Annotated in this window: 16 protein-coding genes; 6 read left to right on the top strand and 10 right to left on the bottom strand. The window is 53.4% G+C overall.

The window, feature by feature from the left end:
* Positions 1-55 precede the first annotated feature (55 nt).
* The 3 genes from treR (at position 56) to treC (ending at position 4,271) form a co-directional block, all read left to right on the top strand.
* On the top strand, positions 56-1,003 hold the full coding sequence (gene treR / locus AC07UY_RS14045; RefSeq protein WP_203359131.1) for a trehalose operon repressor TreR: 948 nt from the start codon (positions 56-58) through the stop codon (positions 1,001-1,003).
* A gap of 142 nt (positions 1,004-1,145) precedes the next feature.
* Positions 1,146-2,564 carry a PTS trehalose transporter subunit IIBC gene (treB, locus tag AC07UY_RS14040; protein ID WP_494701444.1) on the top strand — a complete coding sequence of 473 codons (1,419 nt, stop codon included), beginning with the start codon at positions 1,146-1,148 and terminating at the stop codon, positions 2,562-2,564.
* 51 nt (positions 2,565-2,615) lie between these two features.
* The gene (treC, locus tag AC07UY_RS14035) at positions 2,616-4,271 is read left to right on the top strand and encodes an alpha,alpha-phosphotrehalase (RefSeq protein ID WP_494701421.1); all 1,656 of its coding nucleotides are present in this window, start codon (positions 2,616-2,618) and stop codon (positions 4,269-4,271) included.
* A gap of 91 nt (positions 4,272-4,362) precedes the next feature.
* Here the strand turns inward: treC and AC07UY_RS14030 are convergent, their stop codons facing one another.
* Genes AC07UY_RS14030 through AC07UY_RS14010 form a run of 5 tightly spaced genes read right to left on the bottom strand, consistent with a single transcriptional unit; the run spans position 4,363 to position 9,543 of the window.
* Positions 4,363-4,788, bottom strand: coding sequence for an ion channel (locus AC07UY_RS14030; protein ID WP_494661210.1), 426 nt, complete (start codon positions 4,786-4,788; stop codon positions 4,363-4,365).
* A gap of 1 nt (position 4,789) precedes the next feature.
* Positions 4,790-5,812, bottom strand: coding sequence for a DUF2955 domain-containing protein (locus AC07UY_RS14025; protein ID WP_494701422.1), 1,023 nt, complete (start codon positions 5,810-5,812; stop codon positions 4,790-4,792).
* Between the two features lie 11 nt (positions 5,813-5,823).
* Positions 5,824-6,918, bottom strand: a complete 1,095-nt coding sequence (locus AC07UY_RS14020; RefSeq protein WP_494661212.1) for an HlyD family secretion protein — start codon at positions 6,916-6,918, stop codon at positions 5,824-5,826.
* Complete coding sequence (locus AC07UY_RS14015) at positions 6,915-8,438, bottom strand: efflux transporter outer membrane subunit (protein ID WP_494661245.1); 1,524 nt, start codon at positions 8,436-8,438, stop codon at positions 6,915-6,917. The genes AC07UY_RS14020 and AC07UY_RS14015 overlap by 4 nt, the downstream gene beginning before the upstream one ends.
* Positions 8,428-9,543, bottom strand: a complete 1,116-nt coding sequence (locus AC07UY_RS14010) for an AI-2E family transporter (protein ID WP_494661246.1) — start codon at positions 9,541-9,543, stop codon at positions 8,428-8,430. The genes AC07UY_RS14015 and AC07UY_RS14010 overlap by 11 nt, the downstream gene beginning before the upstream one ends.
* A 1,074-nt stretch (positions 9,544-10,617) precedes the next feature.
* Between AC07UY_RS14010 and nrdD the strand changes: the two genes are divergently transcribed.
* Positions 10,618-12,756, top strand: a complete 2,139-nt coding sequence (gene nrdD / locus AC07UY_RS14005; protein ID WP_203359137.1) for an anaerobic ribonucleoside-triphosphate reductase — start codon at positions 10,618-10,620, stop codon at positions 12,754-12,756.
* A 221-nt stretch (positions 12,757-12,977) separates the two neighbouring features.
* The gene (gene nrdG / locus AC07UY_RS14000) at positions 12,978-13,442 is read left to right on the top strand and encodes an anaerobic ribonucleoside-triphosphate reductase-activating protein (RefSeq protein ID WP_494701423.1); all 465 of its coding nucleotides are present in this window, start codon (positions 12,978-12,980) and stop codon (positions 13,440-13,442) included.
* Between the two features lie 143 nt (positions 13,443-13,585).
* Here nrdG and cybC read toward each other — a convergent pair whose 3' ends face one another.
* Positions 13,586-13,975, bottom strand: coding sequence for a cytochrome b562 (gene cybC, locus AC07UY_RS13995; RefSeq protein ID WP_203359139.1), 390 nt, complete (start codon positions 13,973-13,975; stop codon positions 13,586-13,588).
* Positions 13,976-14,032: 57 nt separating this feature from the next.
* Positions 14,033-15,385: a metalloprotease PmbA gene (gene pmbA, locus AC07UY_RS13990; RefSeq protein ID WP_203359140.1), complete on the bottom strand. Its 1,353-nt coding sequence runs from the start codon at positions 15,383-15,385 to the stop codon at positions 14,033-14,035.
* Between the two features lie 96 nt (positions 15,386-15,481).
* Between pmbA and yjgA the strand changes: the two genes are divergently transcribed.
* Positions 15,482-16,033 (top strand): ribosome biogenesis factor YjgA, encoded by a 552-nt coding sequence (gene yjgA, locus AC07UY_RS13985; protein WP_203359141.1) that lies wholly within the window; start codon positions 15,482-15,484, stop codon positions 16,031-16,033.
* Positions 16,034-16,073: 40 nt separating this feature from the next.
* Here the strand turns inward: yjgA and AC07UY_RS13980 are convergent, their stop codons facing one another.
* The 3 genes from AC07UY_RS13980 to AC07UY_RS13970 all read right to left on the bottom strand — a co-directional run bounded on the left by AC07UY_RS13980 (position 16,074) and on the right by AC07UY_RS13970 (position 20,012).
* Complete coding sequence (locus AC07UY_RS13980) at positions 16,074-16,598, bottom strand: GNAT family N-acetyltransferase (protein WP_494661247.1); 525 nt, start codon at positions 16,596-16,598, stop codon at positions 16,074-16,076.
* A gap of 57 nt (positions 16,599-16,655) precedes the next feature.
* The gene (locus AC07UY_RS13975) at positions 16,656-17,999 is read right to left on the bottom strand and encodes an APC family permease (RefSeq protein ID WP_203359142.1); all 1,344 of its coding nucleotides are present in this window, start codon (positions 17,997-17,999) and stop codon (positions 16,656-16,658) included.
* Between the two features lie 282 nt (positions 18,000-18,281).
* On the bottom strand, positions 18,282-20,012 hold the full coding sequence (locus AC07UY_RS13970) for an amidohydrolase (protein ID WP_494701424.1): 1,731 nt from the start codon (positions 20,010-20,012) through the stop codon (positions 18,282-18,284).
* Positions 20,013-20,090: the final 78 nt, after the last annotated feature.

Genomic DNA, 20,090 nt, shown 5'->3' with positions numbered 1-20,090 from the left:
TCACTTGAGTAAAGTGATTCCTTTTCAAAGACCAGACGTACCACGGGAAAACAGGATGCAAAATCGGCTGACCATTAAAGACATCGCCCGCTTAAGCGGCGTCGGGAAATCGACCGTTTCCCGCGTGCTCAACAACGAAAGCGGCGTCAGCGAACGGACCCGCGAACGTGTCGAAGCAGTGATGAATCAGCACGGATTTTCCCCTTCTCGTTCTGCGCGCGCCATGCGTGGTCAGAGCGACAAAGTGGTCGCCATTATCGTCACGCGTCTGGACTCGTTGTCTGAAAACCTCGCGGTACAAACCATGCTCCCCGCCTTTTATGAACAAGGCTACGACCCCATTATGATGGAGAGCCAGTTTTCACCGGCATTGGTAGAAGAACATCTGGGCATGCTCAGACGGCGGAACATTGATGGCGTCGTGCTGTTTGGTTTTACCGGTATTAATGAAGAGACGCTCCACCCCTGGCAGCCTTCGCTGGTACTGTTGGCTCGTGATGCCAAAGGGTTTGCCTCCGTCTGTTATGACGATGACGGAGCCATCAAAACCCTGATGCAGCGCCTGTACGATCAGGGTCACCGGCATATCAGTTTTCTGGGGGTTCCGCATAGCGACATCACCACCGGTAAACGTCGCCACGACGCCTACCTGGCCTTCTGTAAAAAACATCAACTGCATCCCGTTGCAGCGCTACCGGGTCTTGCCATGAAGCAAGGCTACGATCACGCGGTGGATGTCATTACCCCGGACACCACCGCGCTGGTGTGCGCGACGGATACGCTGGCGTTGGGCGCCAGTAAATATTTGCAGGAACAACGCATTGAGGCGCTGCAACTGGCCAGCGTCGGCAATACGCCTCTGATGAAATTTCTCCACCCGGAGATCGTCACCGTCGATCCAGGCTATGCCGAAGCGGGACGCCAAGCGGCATTGCAGCTGATCGAGCAGATCAACGGACGCAGCGATCCCCGTCAGATCGTGATCCCTTCCGCCCTCTCCTGAAGACAACACGAGCACTTTTTGCACGGTAATTTGTGATCTTCGCTGCGTTTCGGGAACGTTCCCATTTTAGAAAATGTAACGAAGATATACTCTTGCGGCAGGTTACGACACAACATCACTTCATCTGCCACGGGGCTAAATGATGAGTAAAGTTAAACAAGCTGATATCGACCAGCTGATAGCGCTGGTGGGCGGGCGCGATAACATCGCCACCGTAAGCCACTGCATTACCCGCCTGCGCTTTGTCCTCAATCAGCCAGCAAATGCTAAACCGAAAGAAATTGAACAATTACCGATGGTTAAAGGCTGCTTCACCAATGCGGGTCAGTTCCAGGTGGTGATTGGCACCGACGTCGGCGACTACTACAAAGCCCTGCTGGCGACCACCGGGCAGGCCAGCGCCGACAAAGAGCAGGCGAAAAAAGCCGCCCGTCAGAACATGAAATGGCACGAGCAGTTGATCTCCCACTTCGCCGAGATCTTCTTCCCGCTGCTGCCTGCATTAATCAGCGGGGGTTTGATCCTCGGTTTCCGTAACGTGATTGGCGATCTGCCGATGAGCAACGGTCAGACGCTGGCGCAAATGCATCCGTCGCTGAAAACCCTTTACGACTTCCTGTGGCTTATCGGGGAAGCGATCTTCTTCTATCTGCCAGTGGGGATCTGCTGGTCTGCGGTGAAGAAAATGGGCGGAACGCCAATCCTTGGGATCGTCCTCGGCGTAACGCTGGTTTCTCCCCAATTGATGAATGCCTATCTGCTGGGACAACAGGTTCCGGAGGTATGGGACTTTGGCATGTTCAGCATTGCGAAAGTGGGTTATCAGGCGCAGGTGATCCCGGCGTTACTGGCAGGTCTGGCGCTCGGATTGATTGAAACGCGCCTGAAGCGCATCGTGCCGGACTACCTCTATCTGGTGGTGGTGCCTGTGTGTTCGCTGATTCTGGCGGTCTTCCTCGCGCATGCATTTATCGGTCCGTTTGGCCGCATGATTGGCGACGGCGTTGCGTTCGCTGTGCGTCACCTGATGACCGGCAGTTTTGCACCGATTGGCGCGGCGCTGTTCGGCTTCCTTTATGCCCCACTGGTCATCACCGGCGTCCATCAAACCACGCTGGCTATCGACATGCAGATGATCCAGAGCATGGGCGGTACACCCGTCTGGCCGCTGATTGCGCTGTCGAATATCGCTCAGGCGTCCGCCGTTGTCGGCATCATTATTTCCAGCCGTAAACACAACGAACGTGAGATCTCCGTTCCTGCCGCGATCTCCGCCTATCTTGGGGTAACCGAACCGGCAATGTACGGCATTAACCTGAAATACCGTTTCCCGATGCTGTGCGCGATGATCGGTTCCGGTCTCGCCGGATTGCTGTGTGGCCTGAATGGCGTCATGGCGAACGGTATCGGCGTCGGCGGCTTGCCGGGAATCCTCTCCATTCAACCGAGCTACTGGCAGGTGTTTGGCATGGCGATGGTGGTCGCGATCGTCATGCCGATGGTGCTGACCTCTGTCGTCTATCAGCGCAAGTACCGTCAGGGCACGTTGCAAATCGTCTAATTTTTTGTGGGGCGCCGTTGCGCCCCATCGCATTTGTTCCAGGAAAAAATAATGAACACCCTTCCCCACTGGTGGCAAAACGGCGTTATTTACCAGATCTATCCCCGGAGTTTTCAGGACACTACTGGAAGCGGCACGGGCGATTTACGCGGCGTCATGCAGCGCCTCGACTATCTGCAAAAACTGGGGGTAGACGCCATCTGGCTGACGCCGTTTTACGTTTCTCCGCAGATTGATAACGGCTACGACGTGGCCGACTATATGGCGATTGATCCCGCCTACGGTACGCTGGATGACTTCGATGAACTGGTCGCGCAGGCAAAAACACGCGGCATCCGCATTATTCTGGATATGGTGTTTAACCATTCGTCGACGCAGCACGCCTGGTTTCGAGAGGCGCTCAATAAAGAGAGTCCGTATCGCCAGTTCTATATTTGGCGCGACGGAACGCCGGATGAGCGGCCCAACAACTGGCGCTCAAAGTTTGGCGGTTACGCCTGGGACTGGCACGCCGACAGTGAGCAATATTATCTGCACCTCTTTGCACCAGAGCAGGCCGACCTGAACTGGGAGAATCCTGCGGTCCGCGCCGAACTGAAAAAAGTTTGCGAATTCTGGGCCGATCGCGGCGTCGATGGCCTGCGCCTGGACGTGGTGAACCTGATTTCAAAAAATCAGGATTTCCCGCACGATCCCGACGGCGATGGCCGCCGTTTTTATACCGATGGCCCGCGTGCGCATGAATTCTTGCACGAGATGAATCGCGATGTGTTTACCCCTCGTGGATTAATGACCGTTGGCGAAATGTCTTCCACCACCCTGGAACACTGCCAACGCTATGCCGCGCTGGAGGGCAGCGAACTGTCGATGACCTTTAATTTTCATCATTTGAAGGTCGATTACCCCGGCGGTGAAAAATGGACGCTGGCGAAACCCGATTTTGTGGCATTAAAAGCGCTGTTCCGCCACTGGCAACAGGGGATGCACAACGTCGCCTGGAATGCGCTGTTCTGGTGTAATCATGACCAGCCGCGCATCGTCTCGCGATTTGGCGATGAAAACGAATATCGGGTTCCGGCCGCGAAAATGCTGGCTATGGTGCTACACGGCATGCAGGGCACGCCCTACATTTACCAGGGCGAAGAGATCGGGATGACCAATCCGCATTTCACCCGCATCACCGACTACCGTGACGTAGAAAGCCACAACATGTTTGCCGAGCGGCTTGCCCAACATCAGGATGCTGATGAACTACTGGCCATTCTCGCCAGTAAATCGCGCGACAACAGCCGCACGCCAATGCAGTGGGATAGCAGTGAAAATGCCGGTTTCACGCACGGCACGCCGTGGATAAACCTGTGCGACAACGCTGCGGAGATTAACGTCGCGGCAGCGCTGGAGGATAAAGACTCCGTCTTTTATACCTACCAACAGCTGATTGCACTGCGCAAAAAAGAGCCGATTCTGACCTGGGGCGATTACCAGGATCTGTTACCGAACAGCCCACATTTGTGGTGTTATCGTCGTGAATGGCAGGGGCAGCAACTGTTGGTTATCGCCAATCTGAGCTCTGAATGTCAGGAGTGGCAACCTGCGCAACTTTGCGGAAACTGGCAGGTTTTGCTGCATAACTACGATGAGGTCGCCCACCTTCCAGGCCCCATGACGCTGCGACCTTTTGAAGCGGTCTGGTGGTTGTTGAAATAAAAATAGGGGATGCAGATAAGCTGATGTTATCTGCATCCCTCAGAGAAAGGGGAATGCTCGCTACCGGTGCCTGTTCCGCGACGAGGGTGCGCTATTTAGTTTGCCCGAGCAGTTTGCGAATATGATGCTGCAAGACCGCCAGCATGCTGGCACCAGACAGGCCAATCATCATCGCCCCATTCACGGCCTCGAGTACGCCAAACAACTTCCACTTTGCACTCATCACGATATCGCCATAACCGAGAGTGGCAAAGTTAACGCCTGAATGGTAAACCGCCTCTTTGAGCGTTGAAAACTCCCCCAGCCACAAGAATAAAATTCCCCATAGCATGATTTGCAGCAGATTGCCCATCAGCACAATGGTAATGATGCCAAACAGCGCCAGCACCCCGGCTATCATCCCTTCTCGATGGTGAAAACGTTTGATGTAAAAACGAATACAGCCAATCGAAACCCACGACTGTAACAACATATTCAGCAGGATGACGGGCATCCCTGTGACTAAAACCAGCAACATATTAATCTCCTGGAGTGGCTTCTACCGCAGGCCGACCACTCGGGCGCCAGCGTTCAAGAATCACAACACATGCCCAACCATAGAGGGCAACGGCAACATACAAAGAGCAACGCATCGCAGACGCCAACCAGACATCTTTGCCGGCAGCACTATCCTGAATGGCTGGGCCAAACAAGATGAGGCAGGTGACCCAGGCGTTGCTCCAAAAGGAGGGAGTAAACCGGTTAGCCACCAGGCGTACCATTCGTCGTGCCACCCAAAGGCCGACCAGCGCAAGCCACAGCCCCAGCATCAAAAGCGAGGGCCAAAGACTTAAGCCAAACCACAACACCACGGCTAACAGCGCACCCATCAGGGTCGACAACACCAGCTCACGCCCCACCTGTTTTGCCGCAAGCGTGTTGGTTTGTTGTGCAAGCATCACTGTTTTCATCACCGCCGGAATATAGAAAGCGGGATTACTCAACGCCAACAGCCAGACTGGCAGCACAATAAGCACCGCACGTAGGGCCAGTTGATGGGGGGACTGCGGCGCAACATAGGCTTTTCCCGCCGAGGCGGGTGTTGCCTGCGGTGGAAAGACGACCAGAGCAATCCGGTTAACCACCGTGCCAATGATGATGCCAAGTCCCATCATCTGGGCGATGCCGACGGCAAGGGATTGCTCAATCAGCCCGGCGATGGGAATGATGGTGACCGCCGTGGTAAGCAACATCGCCTGCGTGCCCTTCCCTGCAAGCCACATCAGCATCAACAGGTAAAGCAACAACGCGGTCAGCAGGAGTGCGGGCAACGGATAGTGCGTTAACAAAGGCACTATCAATACCCCACCCATCATGGTTGCCATCAGCCCAAGGCCCGCCACTACCCCTTTCTTGAGGGGTAACGGCTTGCCCTGACAGAGTACAATCCAGGCCATGATGCACCCCAGATGGGGCATCGGCAGCGCGAGGCTATAACAGGCCAGCGCGGCAATCGCGGTTCCGCAGCTGATCCTCAGTACCGCACGATCTCCGTTATGCATAGCGCAGCACCTTAGTAGATATACGAGAACACGCTCATCAACCGTATGTAGACGCTACCTAAAATGCTCATCAAGCCACTGCCATTCGCGTACACCAGCACATCTGCTTGTCCGCCCGCCCGTAAACTGTCGACCGGGGGAAAATCATCTTTAGAAAACGCCACCTTGACCGGGAATCGCTGAGCCTGACGTAACCAGTCACGGTTATTGTCGATAGTCGGCAATACCCCCGCCGGCTGGCTTTGCGTTGCACTGACGCCATAGCCAATGCTGCGCACCTGCCCTTTGTAAATATGTCCCGGTTGGCTATCGAGCAGAATGGCGACTTCATCGCCAGGATTCACATTGCCGAGGTTGTTCTCTGTCATGTCCGCACTGATCCAGACATCGTTGATGGCAACCAGGGTCATTACCGGTGCTCCCGCGCCAAGAAACTGCCCCACATCGGTGCGCAAATCAGTCACCAGGCCACGGTTTGTCGCCACAATCACGGTATTTCTCCGGTCAAGTTCGGCTTTACGAACCGCCGAACGCGCGCTGAGCAGTTGTGAATTATTGTCGCCCTCCGCCCCCGCCATTTCGGTTACACGCCGTACATCAGCCGCCGCAGCCGCCATCTGGCTACGCGCGGTTTCACGCGTGGCTTGCGCCACTTCAAGACGGCGGACTGAAATAGTGCCGGGATCTTCGCGGTACAAACGCTCCTGGCGTTCCGCGTCTTTCGCGGCATTCTGGTAAGCGGCGGTCGCGGCCTGCAGGCCTGCTTTGGCAGCGGCAATGGCTTCATTGTTTGCCTTGACCGAACTTAATACCGTTTCATAATCTGAACGCGCGCGTGACAAGGCGATGTCGTAAGGCTCGGGATCAAGTTCAAATAACCGATCTCCTGGCGCCACCTGCTGATTGTCGCGCACATAGACTTTTTGAATTTGCCCGGCGACCTCAGAAGAGATAGGAATAACAAACGCCTGAATTCTGGCCTGCGAGGTATAGGGTGTGAGTCGGTCAGCCGCTAAATACCAGCACAGCAGCACCACGATCACGGCGAGGAGACTTATCACGCCACGACGACTCGCTTGTCCCGCCGGGGATGAGGGTTCGGTCATTGCTTTTTACCTTCTTTGAGATCAGTTGCTGCTGGCAGAGACGCGTCTAACAGAGGGATCCAGTCCTCCCGCTGACGTAAATGCGCATCGGTTTGTGGATCAACCAACGGACGTTGCCGCCCGCTTTCCCAACCGCCGCCCAGCGCTTTGTACAGCGTTACCAGGTCGCGCATCAGGGCACCACGGCTGTTCACCAGGCGCTCCTGTTGATTGAACAAGGCGCGTTGCGAATCCAGTACCCGCTGGAAATCGGCCATCCCTTCCCGGTATTGCGTATTCGCAATCTCCAGTGAACGAGTAGCCGCTTCTCCTGTTTGGGTCAGGAGCTCAATCTCGTCTTTGCCATTGGCGTAGGCGATCGCGGCATCATCGACTTCACGTGCGGCCTGAAACACGACGTCACGATAGCGTTCATGCAGTTGCAAGAAGCGGGAATCCTGCACCAGAACCTGGTTGCCAAGCCGCCCTTGATCGAGCAAATTCCAGCTAAACGTAGGGCCAGCCACCCAGGACAGTGTGCTGCTCGTCCCACTACGCGCACTGATTCCCACACTGCCAATCAGTGAAATAGAAGGATAGAGCTCACTTTCTGCCACCCCGATAAGGGCCGACTGGGCAGCCAGTTGCCGTTCCGCAACCCGCACATCAGGTCGACGGCGCAACAGATCTGCTGGTAACTCAGACACCAATGCCAGATTGCCCTGTGGAAGCACGCCGGTATTGCTCGCCATTTCAGGCAACGGGCCTGGCTTGCGCGCAAGCAACACACTGAGCGCGTTTTGACTCTGACGCAGGCTGGTTTCCAGTTGCGGGATACTGGAGAGTGTTGAGAGGTATTGGGTTTTCGCTTGCTGCACGTCAAGCTCAGCACTGTTGCCGCTGAGGAACAGACGCTCGGTGATTTGCAGGCTGCGTTGCTGAATTTCGGCGTTGCTGCGGGTAATTTGCAGTCGCGCTTCTAAGGTGCGGATATTCACATACAGTTGCGCCACTTGCGCAGCCATCAGCACCTGAATATCGTCATACTGCGCGAGAGTGGCGAAGTAACTCGCATCGGCAGATTCCACGCCGCGCTGGAACTTACCCCAAAAATCGATCTCCCAACCCAGATTAAAATCGGCGCTATAGCTGGTGGTGTCATTGTAACGGCCATCACGACGCGTGCCGCCCGTTATCACCTCACCCGTACCCACCGTCGCCTGCGGCCCTAACAGACTTTCGGCAATGCCCAGTTGTGCGCGTGACTCAAGTAAGCGCAGACCGGCAATCTTAACGTCCGGGTTTTTGCGCAGCGCTTCATTGATAAGTGCGGTTAGCGTGGGGTCATTGAGTTGCGTCCACCACTGGTCATAATTTTGTGTGGAGGCGTTGGCGGCCGTACTTTTGGTCTTCGCCTGCCACTGGTCCAGTTCCGGGACTTGCGGCGATTTATAGTCTGGCCCCAGGGTGGTACACGCGCTCAACAGCAGGCAGGCGCCTCCTGTCAACAGGAGACGCCCAACGCGACGGTCATTGAACATCTTTTCCACTCGCCGCGACACCATCTGGCCCCTGGTTAACCCAGGCCATGAAGATGCGATAGCCGATGGAAAGCAACGTCGCCCCAACGAACATGCCGAGAATACCATTGGCCGCCATACCCCCCAGCGCCCCCAACAGCACCACAGGCATAGGCGCATCAACACCACGTCCCAGCAACAAGGGTTTAAGCACGTTATCCGCCATACCCGCAACCAGCAGCAGAACGGTGTAGACAATATTGAGAACCGTACCGTGATCGCCAGACATCCACATGATGGCAATCGCAGGTGCGGTCACCAGGATAACGGGCACCTGAGCAATCCCCAGAATCAACGCCAGGACGAAGAAGATGCCAACCGCAGGAATACCGGCAATCGCCATGACAATACCGGCCAGCAGCGCCTGAATGAAGGCAACCCCGATAACGCCCATCGCTACGGCACGAATGGTGCTGGTACACAGTTTGGTCAGCGCAAGGCCACGTTGTGTGTCGGTAATACGGATGGCGATACTCTCGGCGCTGCGCGCGCCGGGTGCCCCCCAGGCCATCATGATGCCCGCAACGATGAAGGAGAAGACGAAGCCAATTAATCCGCCGCCCATGCTCGCCAGAACACCCACAACCTGCTTAGCAATATCTCCCAACTGCGGGCGATAACTGCTGATAAGGCTGGGTAAATCTGTCGACGCCTTGAGCCACAAGGCGTGCACTTTTTCACCAACAAGAGGAATAGACGCGATCTTCTCAGACGGAGGTGAGATAACCAGGCTATCGTTGCCCACATTTTCCACAAGTCTGCTTACGCTATCACCCAGAGAACTGAGCATGGCAACGGTCGGCGCGACGATCAATAGCACCCCCAGTAATACCATGACAGTTGACGCCCTGCCCTGCTTCTTACCCATTCGGGCAGCAAAACGCTGATGCAATGGATACAGTGTGACCGCCAAAATAAGCGCCCACAGCAGCATATTCATGAAAGGGGACATGACAGTAAAGCAGAAGGAGCCCAGCGCCAGGATCAGCCCAAGCTTGATGAACATATCCAGAAATCTGGCAACAAGTCTTTTTTCAATGACTGTGGATAGTTCGTTATTTTCCATGATGGCGTTATTCCAATTGATTGTAACCACGCAGTTATCCCGACCTTGCAAAATTAAAAGCAGGCCAACAGATAGCGGGTATTACATTTAAAGAGATGAAAGATAATTCAATGATAAGAATAAATTTATTTTTATCATTGAATTTACCAAACTATTTTCATGATAGAACAAACAGTCATTCTTGCAAATAATGCAATGTTGAGTATTAATAAATAGTTTAACGAACAAAACAAATGGAAAACCAAGGTAAAGGCAATTTAATATATTTGTATTTTGTTTTTTCAATAGAATATTAATCAAGTCAGACACTAAAACTTAGAATTAAATTCTGCAACTACCCATTTTGTTTTTAGTCGGTATTATGTAAGCAGTTGTAATGTTTTAAACCCACTTAAAATATCGCGCAGCGTTATCGAAATGGCACTGACTGCCTGACAATCAACAATGTCATCTGCCACACATAACTTAATTACTTTGGGTTATGCCCCTTAGTGCCAGGACCATTTTCCCCCTCTCTGAAAATGAATCTGCGAGCGATGGAGTGACAGATGAAACGTAATTTCACTGGAACGTAAAACCGCCACACTGACAAAATCACGGTTTCCTTACAACATGGCCGTAGCGACAGTGGCAAGAGGGAAGGAATATCCGACACTCCCTCGGTAACGGGAATAATCCGGCTAACGCTGCGGGGGAACCTTTCCGGGCAGCGCTGTGTTTTCCTGGATTTACCCTACTGTTTTTGTTGAATAATTAATCAGAATTTTCTGGAAATAATTTACAAAGGCTGTAGTGCCCGTCATCTGTACGCTCTGATTTTTACTTTGTCCTACATCAATAAAACCGTAAACATCCTTGATGCAAATCACTACATATAGAACTTAAAATACACACCGACCCAATATGTTGTATTTGTCGTCTACAATTGCATCAACCACAACTGACCGTATAGCGCAGCTGTTGTGGATAAAATGGGTCAGGATTGCGGGAAGTCTTTGGATAGAGAGATGAATAAACCAAGGAATGCTTCCCCAGCCTCTGTGGATAACCTGTTCTTATAAATATGGAGTGATCATGACACCGCATGTGATGAAACGTGATGGCTGTAAAGTGCCGTTTAAATCAGAGCGCATCAAGGAAGCCATTCTGCGTGCAGCTAAAGCAGCGGGAGTCGATGACGCAGATTACTGCGCCACCGTCGCAGAAGTCGTTAGCAACCAAATGAATGAGCGCAGTCAGGTCGATATCAACGACATCCAGACCGCGGTTGAAAACCAACTGATGTCGGGTCCGTACAAACAACTCGCCCGCGCCTATATCGAGTATCGCCACGATCGCGATATTCAGCGCGAGAAGCGTGGTCGCCTGAACCAGGAGATCCGCGGTCTGGTCGAGCAAACCAACTCCGCACTGCTCAACGAAAACGCCAACAAAGACAGTAAAGTGATCCCGACCCAGCGCGATCTGCTGGCCGGTATCGTGGCTAAACACTATGCGCGTCAGCATCTGCTGCCGCGCGATGTAGTGCAGGCACATGAGCGTGGTGATATTCACTATCACGATCTCGACTACTCCCCGTTCTTCCCGATGTTCAACTGTATGCTGATCGATCTGAAAGGCATGCTGACACAGGGCTTTAAGATGGGTAACGCGGAGATCGAACCGCCAAAATCCATCTCCACCGCCACAGCGGTCACCGCGCAGATCATCGCCCAGGTTGCCAGCCATATTTATGGTGGCACCACCATTAACCGTATTGATGAAGTACTGGCCCCGTTTGTTACCGCCAGCTTCAATAAGCACCGTAAAACCGCTGAAGAGTGGCAAATCCCGGATGCAGACGGCTATGCGCATTCCCGTACCGAGAAAGAGTGCTATGACGCATTCCAGTCTCTGGAATACGAAGTGAACACGCTGCACACCGCCAATGGACAGACGCCGTTCGTGACCTTTGGTTTTGGCCTTGGCACCAGCTGGGAATCTCGTCTGATTCAGCAGTCTATTCTGCGTAATCGTATTGCGGGTCTGGGTAAAAACCGTAAAACCGCTGTATTCCCGAAACTGGTGTTCGCGATTCGCGATGGCCTGAACCACAAATTTGGCGATCCTAATTACGACATCAAACAGCTGGCACTAGAGTGCGCAAGCAAGCGCATGTATCCGGACATCCTGAACTACGATCAGGTGGTGAAAGTCACCGGCTCGTTCAAAACTCCGATGGGTTGCCGCAGTTTCCTCGGCGTCTGGGAAAACGAAAACGGCGAGCAGATCCACGATGGTCGTAACAATCTGGGCGTCATTAGCCTGAACCTGCCGCGTATCGCGCTGGAAGCCCACGGTGATGAAGCGACCTTCTGGAAACTGCTGGAGAGCCGTCTGGCGCTGGCGCGCAAAGCGCTGATGACCCGCATCGCCCGTCTTGAAGGGGTTAAAGCACGTGTTGCACCAATCCTCTATATGGAAGGTGCCTGCGGTGTGCGCCTGAAAGCGGACGATGACGTTTCTGAAATCTTTAAAAATGGCCGTGCGTCCATTTCACTGGGCTATATCGGTATCCATGAAACCATCAATGCCCTGTTTGGCAACGAGCATCTGTACGACAGCGAAGCGCTTCGTGCCAAAGGTATCGCCATCGTGGAACGCCTGCGTCAGGCTGTCGATCAGTGGAAAGAAGAAACAGGTTACGGCTTCAGTCTGTACAGCACACCGAGTGAAAACCTGTGTGACCGCTTCTGCCGTCTGGATACCGCCGAGTTTGGCGTGATTGCTGGCGTAACGGACAAAGGCTACTACACCAACAGCTTCCACCTCGACGTCGAGAAAAAGGTCAACCCGTACGACAAGATCGATTTTGAAGCGCCTTACCCGCCGCTGGCGAACGGTGGTTTCATTTGCTATGGCGAATACCCGAACATTCAGCACAACCTGAAGGCGCTGGAAGACGTCTGGGATTACAGCTATCAGCACGTGCCGTATTACGGAACCAACACGCCAATCGACGAATGCTACGAGTGCGGCTTTACCGGTGAGTTTGAGTGCACCAGCAAAGGCTTTACCTGCCCGAAATGCGGCAACCACGATGCCGCGCGCGTCTCGGTTACGCGTCGCGTATGCGGATATTTAGGTAGCCCGGATGCACGTCCGTTTAACGCCGGTAAGCAGGAAGAAGTGAAGCGCCGCATTAAACATTTGGGTAACGGGCAGATCGGTTAATCTTCCGTTTGCAATACGTAGATGCCGGATGGCGGTGCAAGCACCTTATCCGGCCTACAACGACCCGGCTTAACGCTTTCACATATTAATACGTTTTTCGCAAATCAATTGGCGCCAGGACAAGGCGGCAAACGAATGAATCCCGGGGAGCTTACATTAAGTAAGTGACCCGGGTGAGTGAGAGCAGCCACCGCAGTAATGGCGTCAATTGAGAAGCGAAAATGCATTATCACCAATATTATCCTGTCGATATCGTCAATGGCCCCGGCACCCGCTGCACCCTGTTTGTTTCAGGCTGCGTCCATGAATGCCCTGGCTGCTACAACAAAAGTACCTGGCGCGTGAACTCAGGGATGCCGTTCACCCAAGAAATGGCCGACCGCATTATCGCCGATCTCAACGACACGCGCGTCAAACGCCAGGGTATTTCGCTCTCCGGCGGTGACCCGTTGCATCCACAAAACGTACCGGAAATTCTCAAGCTGGTGAAACGTATCCACGCGGAGTGCCCGGGTAAAGATATCTGGGTGTGGACCGGCTATAAACTCGATGAACTCGACGCCGCACAAAGGGAGGTTGTAGACCTTATCAACGTGTTGGTCGACGGTAAGTTTGTGCAGGATTTAAAAGACCCGGCGCTGATCTGGCGCGGTAGCAGTAATCAGGTTGTGCATCACCTGCGTTAATCCTGAAAGCCGTTTATCCACATCGTGGTAAACGGCGGATTTTTCTCTTACCCATCGCGACTATTCGTACCGTTATTTGAGAAAAAGGTAACGGAATAATCGTTCAGCGGGAGAACAGATATCCCCCGCCCGAGATAAAGCGATTAACGAAACTTCTTATGGTTCTCGTTGCGCGTGGTTTTTAACGCTTCTGCCGCCGCTTTCGCCTCTGTAACTTTGCCTTCATTCGCCAGCTTAAGCGCACCGTCGATCTGACCGACCAGCGTCTCTAAGCCTTGACGGAAATCTTTCATTTCCGGGCTGTCAGGGGATTTGTTTTCCAGTTTCGGTGGAGTGGCCTTTTGGGCGTCCACTGCGGCGGCACGCATTTTAGTTAACGCATCTTTCAATTCCGTTGCGTTATCCGTTTTCTCGACCACTTTCAAATTATCGTTGAGGATCCCCATGTCATCTTCAAGATCGGCCGCAAACACATTGGCCGAGCTCAGCACGAGAGATGACACAGCCAGCATCGCTAACAGGTTTTTACGCATTGCTCACTTCCTTTTTATTATTGAAGTTTATGGCGCGGCAGGTCGCGCCATTTGAGACTACTGCCCGGCGATTTTCATCTCCGGTAACAGCACTGAACCACACTGTATATTGCTACGCATTTCAATATCATCACCGACGGTCACAATATTGCGCCACATCTCTTTTAAGTTACCGGCAATGGTTATCTCGCTCACCGGGTACTGGATTTCACCGTTTTCGACCCAGAAGCCCGCCGCACCGCGGGAATAGTCGCCGGTAATGCCGCTCACGCCTTGCCCCATCAGCTCAGTAACCACCAGACCCGTACCCATCTGTTTAAGCATCTGCTCAAAACTCAGGCCCTGTCCGGCAATACGCCAGTTGTGAATGCCGCCCGCATGCCCGGTGCTTTTCAGCCCTAATTTACGCGCAGAATAGTTGGTCAGCAGCCACTGGGTCAGTACGCCATCTTTAACGATATCGCGACGCTCCGTACGCACGCCTTCACCGTCGAACGGTGAAGAGGCCAGCCCTTTCAGCAGATGCGGATGCTCTTCGATGGTCAACCACTCTGGCAGGATCTGTTTGCCCAGCGAGTCGAGCAGGAAAGTGGACTTGCGATACACCGAGCCACCCGCAATGGCGCCAACCAGATGGCCAAACAGCCCGGTCGCCACTTCATTGGCAAAAATCACTGGCGCTTTCATGGTGGACAGTTTGCGCGGCGACAGGCGAGACAGGGTGCGGCGAGCACAGTCTGCACCGACCCATTCCGGCGTTTGCAGATCGCTCATCGCGCGGCCAATGGTGTAGGCATAATCGCGCTCCATTTCGCCATTCTCTTCCGCGATAACACAGCTTGAAAGCGAATGACGGGTGGAGCAATAGCCCTGCAACATACCGTGGCTGTTGCCGAACACTTTAATGCCGTAGTGGCTGTTAAAGCTGCCGCCTTCGGTATTGGTGATGCGTTTATCCGCCTGCAGGGAAGCCTGTTCGGCGCGCGCCGCCAGCTCAATGGCTTCATCCGGGGAGACGTCAGCGGGATGGAACAGATCGAGGTCCGGCGCGTCAAAGGCCAGCAGTTCTTTGTCTGCCACGCCTGCACACGGATCCGGCGACGTATAGCGGGCAATATCCAGCGCCGCCTGAACGGTACGCGCAATTGCCTGCGGGCTTAAATCGGTGGATGACGCGCTGCCTTTACGGTTCTGGTGATACACGGTGATGCCCAGAGCGCCATCACTATTGAATTCTACGTTCTCCACTTCACCATAACGGGTGCTCACGCTGATACCGGTAGTCTTACTGACGGCGACTTCCGCACCATCCGATTTGCCTGACGCTAACTCCAGCGCTGTCGATACCGCTTCTTCCAGAATCTTACGCTGCGCTTCAACTTGAGAGATTACTTTCATCGCAAATGCCATAATGTAGAGAGAGTTTCTCTGAAGTCTAACAGAGAACCGTTTTTCAGTGCGCATCTTAACTGGTAACATTAGCCTCTTTTTTTAAAGGAGCCTGACATGACTAAGCAGCCCGAAGACTGGCTCGACGACGTTCCCGGTGATGACATCGAAGACGAAGACGATGAAATTATCTGGGTCAGTAAAAGTGAAATTAAACGTGACGCCGAGGAGTTAAAACGCCTGGGTGTGGAACTGGTGGAATTAGGGAAAAACGCGCTGGATAAAATCCCGCTCGATGCGGACCTGCGTGCAGCCATTGAACTGGCCCAGCGTATTAAAATGGAAGGCCGCCGCCGTCAGTTGCAGTTGATTGGTAAAATGTTGCGTCAGCGCGATGTAGATCCGATCCGCCAGGCACTGGATAAGCTGAAGAATCGCCACAACCAACAGGTCGTGCTGTTTCACAAGCTTGAGCAACTGCGCGATCGTCTGATCGTTGAAGGGGATGAGGCAGTAGCGGAAGTGCTGAACCTGTGGCCAAACGCCGACCGTCAGCAACTTCGCTCTCTGGTTCGCAATGCCCAAAAAGAGAAAGAAGGCAACAAGCCGCCGAAGTCGGCCCGTTTGATCTTCCAGTATCTGCGTGAACTGGCGGAAAACGAAGCGTAATTCCGTCCTGGATGCCTCAGCAACGCTGGGGCATTATTACTTATGGTGCCATGACGCGGTGACATAAATCCGCATTGAAGCGTTCATAGTGCACTGCATCTATCGGCTTCGGATAACTCAGCACAATTAACGCATGTCCGGCCACGCCTGGATGATACGCCGGATGCGTGTGCGGCCATGGATTCGCAAAAAATCCCATCGATTCGTAAAACCGCAGCCGTTTTTCGGCGATGTCCGTCGTCAGGGGATCAATCTCCAGAATCGTCATTGGCGAGCGCGCAAGAATGTGCCCGAGTATGACTTTGCCATACCCCTGCGAGCGCAATGTTCCGTCAATCGCCAGATGTTCAACGTAAACGTAGTCGTCAAAGGTCCAGCATCCGCTCAGACCAACAAACAACTCTTCTTCAAACCACCCTTCCAGGGCGTAATGCGGGCTGGCAATCGCCTGTTGTTTGGCGTGCATCTCCCGCTGTTCGTGCCAGGGGAAAGCCGTAGAGTACAGCGCGTCCAGACGCTGAAAGAGCGTCGATTCTGTTGATGTTACTTTTTTACAGGTCAGCATATCAGGTGATAAAAAAGTGAATGACAACCCGCGCACCGGCGTGCGCGGGAGAGAGAATTACTCAATCAGGTGAGCGATTTCATCATAATCGACTGACGGCGGCGACTGGCGCAAACCACGCGTCATGTACAGCAGCCAGGCAAACCCAACCGCCAGCCACACAAGGCCCACTTTTAACGCATCCGGCGCCAGGTTCGTCCACAGCCACACCGACATCCCTACGCCCAGTAACGGCAGCAGACCATAGTGAAACAGCGCGGCGACGCCACGGCGTTGTTCGTTGATCAGGAAGTGCTTGATGACGCTGAGATTCACAAATGTAAACGCGACGAGCGCCCCGAAACTGATCATCGAGACGACAAGATCCAGACTCAACTCCAGCGCCGTCAGGGATACCAGCGCCACAAAAATAATCGCCCGATACGGCGTATGGAAACGCTTATGCAGATGGAAAAAGATTTTTCTCGGCAAAACGCCTTCACGTCCCATGGCATAGAAGATACGCGATACGCCGGTCTGCGCCGTCATGGCAGAGGCATAAACGCCGGTCAGGTAGGCCGCCATAAAGAAGTTGTACATCCATTTGCCACCCACTTTTTCCGACACCACCAGGCTTGCGGTATCCTGAACCGGGATCAGCGATTGCCAGTCCGGGTAGATCAAATGCGCGGCATACGACACGGCAATAAAGATGACGCCCGCCAGGAGGACGGTAATGATAATGGCGCGAGGTAACGTCCGTTTCGCATCATCGGCCTCTTCCGCCATTGTTGCGATAGCGTCAAACCCCAAAAATGCCAGGCAAAGCACCGCCGCACCGGCCAGTAATCCGCCCAGATGCCCGCTGTCGACTAACAGAGGACGCAACAGCGCATCCGGACTCAAATCAGCCTGGCTAAAAGAAAGCGCGATAAACAGTACGATAAAAATTAACTGTGCCGCGATTAATGTAAAATTAACGGATGTCATCAGTCGTACGCCAAGAATATTCAGCAGACTGACCGATATAATAGATGCCAGAACAAAGACAGGAGCCGGGATCGCCGGGAATGCTTCGTGCAGGAAGATGCCTAAAACAAGATAATTCAGAATTGGCAGGAATAAATAATCCAGAATCTGCGCCCATCCCACTAAGAATCCCATTCTGCCGCCAAAACTGCGCTGAACATAGGAATAAGCAGAACCTGCCAGCGGCAGCGCGCTGGTCATACGACAGTAACTCAACGCAGTAAACAGAATCGTCGCAATGGTCACGAGATAAGCGACAGGCAAATGCCCTTCACTGAGGACAGTCACCTGTCCGTAGGTGGTAAATACTCCCAGCGGAACCATATACGCCAGACCAAATGCGACCAGGGCCGGTGTTTTAAGCACTCTTCGTAGCTGATGTTTTTGTGGCATTCCCGTATCATCTCCTGGCGCTGTTAAAAGGCACCGTTGAAAGGTTTATTTATAATAAAAAAAAGACCGCGAATTTTTACATATGAGTAGGATTTTGAAAAGCATAATAAGCGTTCTATTCATATAAAATTATTTACATTAATTTTATTAATTTATTTCATATGTAAAGCTGTAGAACGTCGAAAACAAAATGGATTCGACGGTATTTATTCTTTTTAAATACAATTCTATAAATAGATAAGCCTGTTTCCGTAACAGAAACAGGCTGTTTATTTCACACTATCAGGCGTCCTGCCAAACCACTTTGCCACCGACAACCGTACGCAGTACGCGCGTTTTAAATAAGGTTTCGGGAGGATTGCTGAAGATATCGTCTTTCAGGACGATCAGATCGGCCAGCTTGCCCGGTTCGAGAGAGCCGACCTCACCGTCACGGGCAATCATGTAGGCCGCATCGATCGTGGCGGAGCGCAACACTTCGGTCAGTGTTAAATTGCGGTCATTATCAAGACGTGGCCCCGCAGGGTTACCTTCGGCATCCCACGCCCGGCGCGTCATGGCAATTTGCAGGTTATACCACTCATCAAGGCGGTCGATTGGCCAGTCACTGCCATACGCCAGACGCGCACCAGCATCAAGGAATCGCCCTTGCGGTTCAAGATGCGGGAATCGCTCTTCACCCAGCATGGCGCGCTCTTCATCAATCAACACCGCCGGTAATCCCGCCCACTGATAAGAGAGTACCGCCGTGACATCCAGTTCAGCAAAACGGGCATACTGATGCGCCGCCGCAAGTTCATTGTGCGCAAGACCCGGACGGACATCTTTCTGCGGCCAGGCCTGACGCATCTCCTGCAACGCATCAAGCGCCATTTCTATCGCCCCTTCCGCCACCGTATGCATATGCGGGTGAACACCGGTACGTCCGCACTCTTTAACCAGCGCATTAAATACCTCGGGGGTGAAGTAGAGATCGCCGTAGTCTTCTGTCGGCTGCCAGTCAGGTTGTGCGTGCGTCCCTCTGTTTTTACGGTAGGGCTGAAGCAGCGATGCGGTCATGGTCGGGGGCTGGAGCACGCCATCAACAAAGAACTTCACATGGCTGACGCCAAAGCCAGGCGCGGGCTGCCACACCGGATCATTCCAGCGTTGGTTAAAGTCAACCAGTTCATCCAGCGCGCGGGCGGCATCCTGCGGACCGGCAACGCTGTCCGGCGTAATTTCACGTGCGCCGCACATCCGAAGGGTCAACTCGCCGCTATCACGCAACACGGCGAACGCCTTCAACTGCTCTTCGTAAACCCGGGTATCCATGACCGTGGTCACGCCCTGCTGATTCAGTACCCTTTGAACGTGCCGGGCAATCAGAACGCACTGTTCCGGCGTACCGGTTGGAATGCTGTCGAAAGCGCGCATGGCTGGCGCATCTTCCAGAATACCGTTTAAACGCCCTTCTTCATCCCGGCCGATTTTGCCATCCGCCGGAACCGGGGTCTCTTCGGTGATGCCCAGCATCTCCAGCGCACGGCTGTTGGCTGCCAGCGTATGGCAGTCATTGGAAAAAAGCACCACCGGGCGGCGCGTGTTCAGCGTATCCAGCGATTGACGACACATATCGGCACCCGCCGGGATCATCGCCTGACGCTGCCACGCACGCACGGATAGCCAGTCGTCTTCTTCCTTCAGCGGATCCTCATCCAGGTGCTGCTGGAGAAGCGCCAGCGTCTCTTCTACAGTCAACGCCGCATAGTTCAGATTACAGCCGCGAAGCTGCTTGCCCCCCCAGAATGGATGCATATGACTATCGATAAGTCCTGGCAGCACGACCCTTTTTTCAAGGTCGATCACTTCCGTTTGTGTCCCCGCCAGCGCCAGCAGTTCATGACTGCTGCCGACAGCGGTGATATAGCCTTGTTTGATGGCGATAGCTTCACAAAATTGATCGGACTTATCTGCCGTATAAATTTTACCGTTATGGTAAATCACATCGGGATTCAGGGAGTCAGGCATCATGAAGAGTGTTCCGGGATCCGTTATTCATCGTAAAACGAGTAAAAAAAGCCTTCGCAGCCAGGGCGAAGGAATAAAAAA

This window comes from Citrobacter sp. GW821-FHT02E08, from assembly GCF_059421685.1.
Note: the sequence above shows the minus strand (reverse complement) of the source record. Positions and strands in the feature narration are given on the sequence as shown.

Excerpts from the sequence above, each read along its gene's own strand:
- AC07UY_RS13970 (WP_494701424.1), bottom strand. The coding sequence starts at position 20,012 with ATGATGCCTGACTCCCTGAATCCCGATGTGATTTACCATAACGGTAAA.
- pmbA (WP_203359140.1), bottom strand. The coding sequence starts at position 15,385 with ATGGCATTTGCGATGAAAGTAATCTCTCAAGTTGAAGCGCAGCGTAAG.
- treR (WP_203359131.1), top strand. The coding sequence starts at position 56 with ATGCAAAATCGGCTGACCATTAAAGACATCGCCCGCTTAAGCGGCGTC.
- AC07UY_RS13975 (WP_203359142.1), bottom strand. The coding sequence starts at position 17,999 with ATGCCACAAAAACATCAGCTACGAAGAGTGCTTAAAACACCGGCCCTG.
- nrdG (WP_494701423.1), top strand. The coding sequence starts at position 12,978 with ATGCATTATCACCAATATTATCCTGTCGATATCGTCAATGGCCCCGGC.
- treB (WP_494701444.1), top strand. The coding sequence starts at position 1,146 with ATGAGTAAAGTTAAACAAGCTGATATCGACCAGCTGATAGCGCTGGTG.
- AC07UY_RS14030 (WP_494661210.1), bottom strand. The coding sequence starts at position 4,788 with ATGTTGCTGGTTTTAGTCACAGGGATGCCCGTCATCCTGCTGAATATG.
- nrdD (WP_203359137.1), top strand. The coding sequence starts at position 10,618 with ATGACACCGCATGTGATGAAACGTGATGGCTGTAAAGTGCCGTTTAAA.
- yjgA (WP_203359141.1), top strand. The coding sequence starts at position 15,482 with ATGACTAAGCAGCCCGAAGACTGGCTCGACGACGTTCCCGGTGATGAC.
- AC07UY_RS14020 (WP_494661212.1), bottom strand. The coding sequence starts at position 6,918 with ATGACCGAACCCTCATCCCCGGCGGGACAAGCGAGTCGTCGTGGCGTG.
- AC07UY_RS13980 (WP_494661247.1), bottom strand. The coding sequence starts at position 16,598 with ATGCTGACCTGTAAAAAAGTAACATCAACAGAATCGACGCTCTTTCAG.
- AC07UY_RS14015 (WP_494661245.1), bottom strand. The coding sequence starts at position 8,438 with ATGTTCAATGACCGTCGCGTTGGGCGTCTCCTGTTGACAGGAGGCGCC.
- AC07UY_RS14025 (WP_494701422.1), bottom strand. The coding sequence starts at position 5,812 with ATGCATAACGGAGATCGTGCGGTACTGAGGATCAGCTGCGGAACCGCG.
- AC07UY_RS14010 (WP_494661246.1), bottom strand. The coding sequence starts at position 9,543 with ATGGAAAATAACGAACTATCCACAGTCATTGAAAAAAGACTTGTTGCC.
- treC (WP_494701421.1), top strand. The coding sequence starts at position 2,616 with ATGAACACCCTTCCCCACTGGTGGCAAAACGGCGTTATTTACCAGATC.
- cybC (WP_203359139.1), bottom strand. The coding sequence starts at position 13,975 with ATGCGTAAAAACCTGTTAGCGATGCTGGCTGTGTCATCTCTCGTGCTG.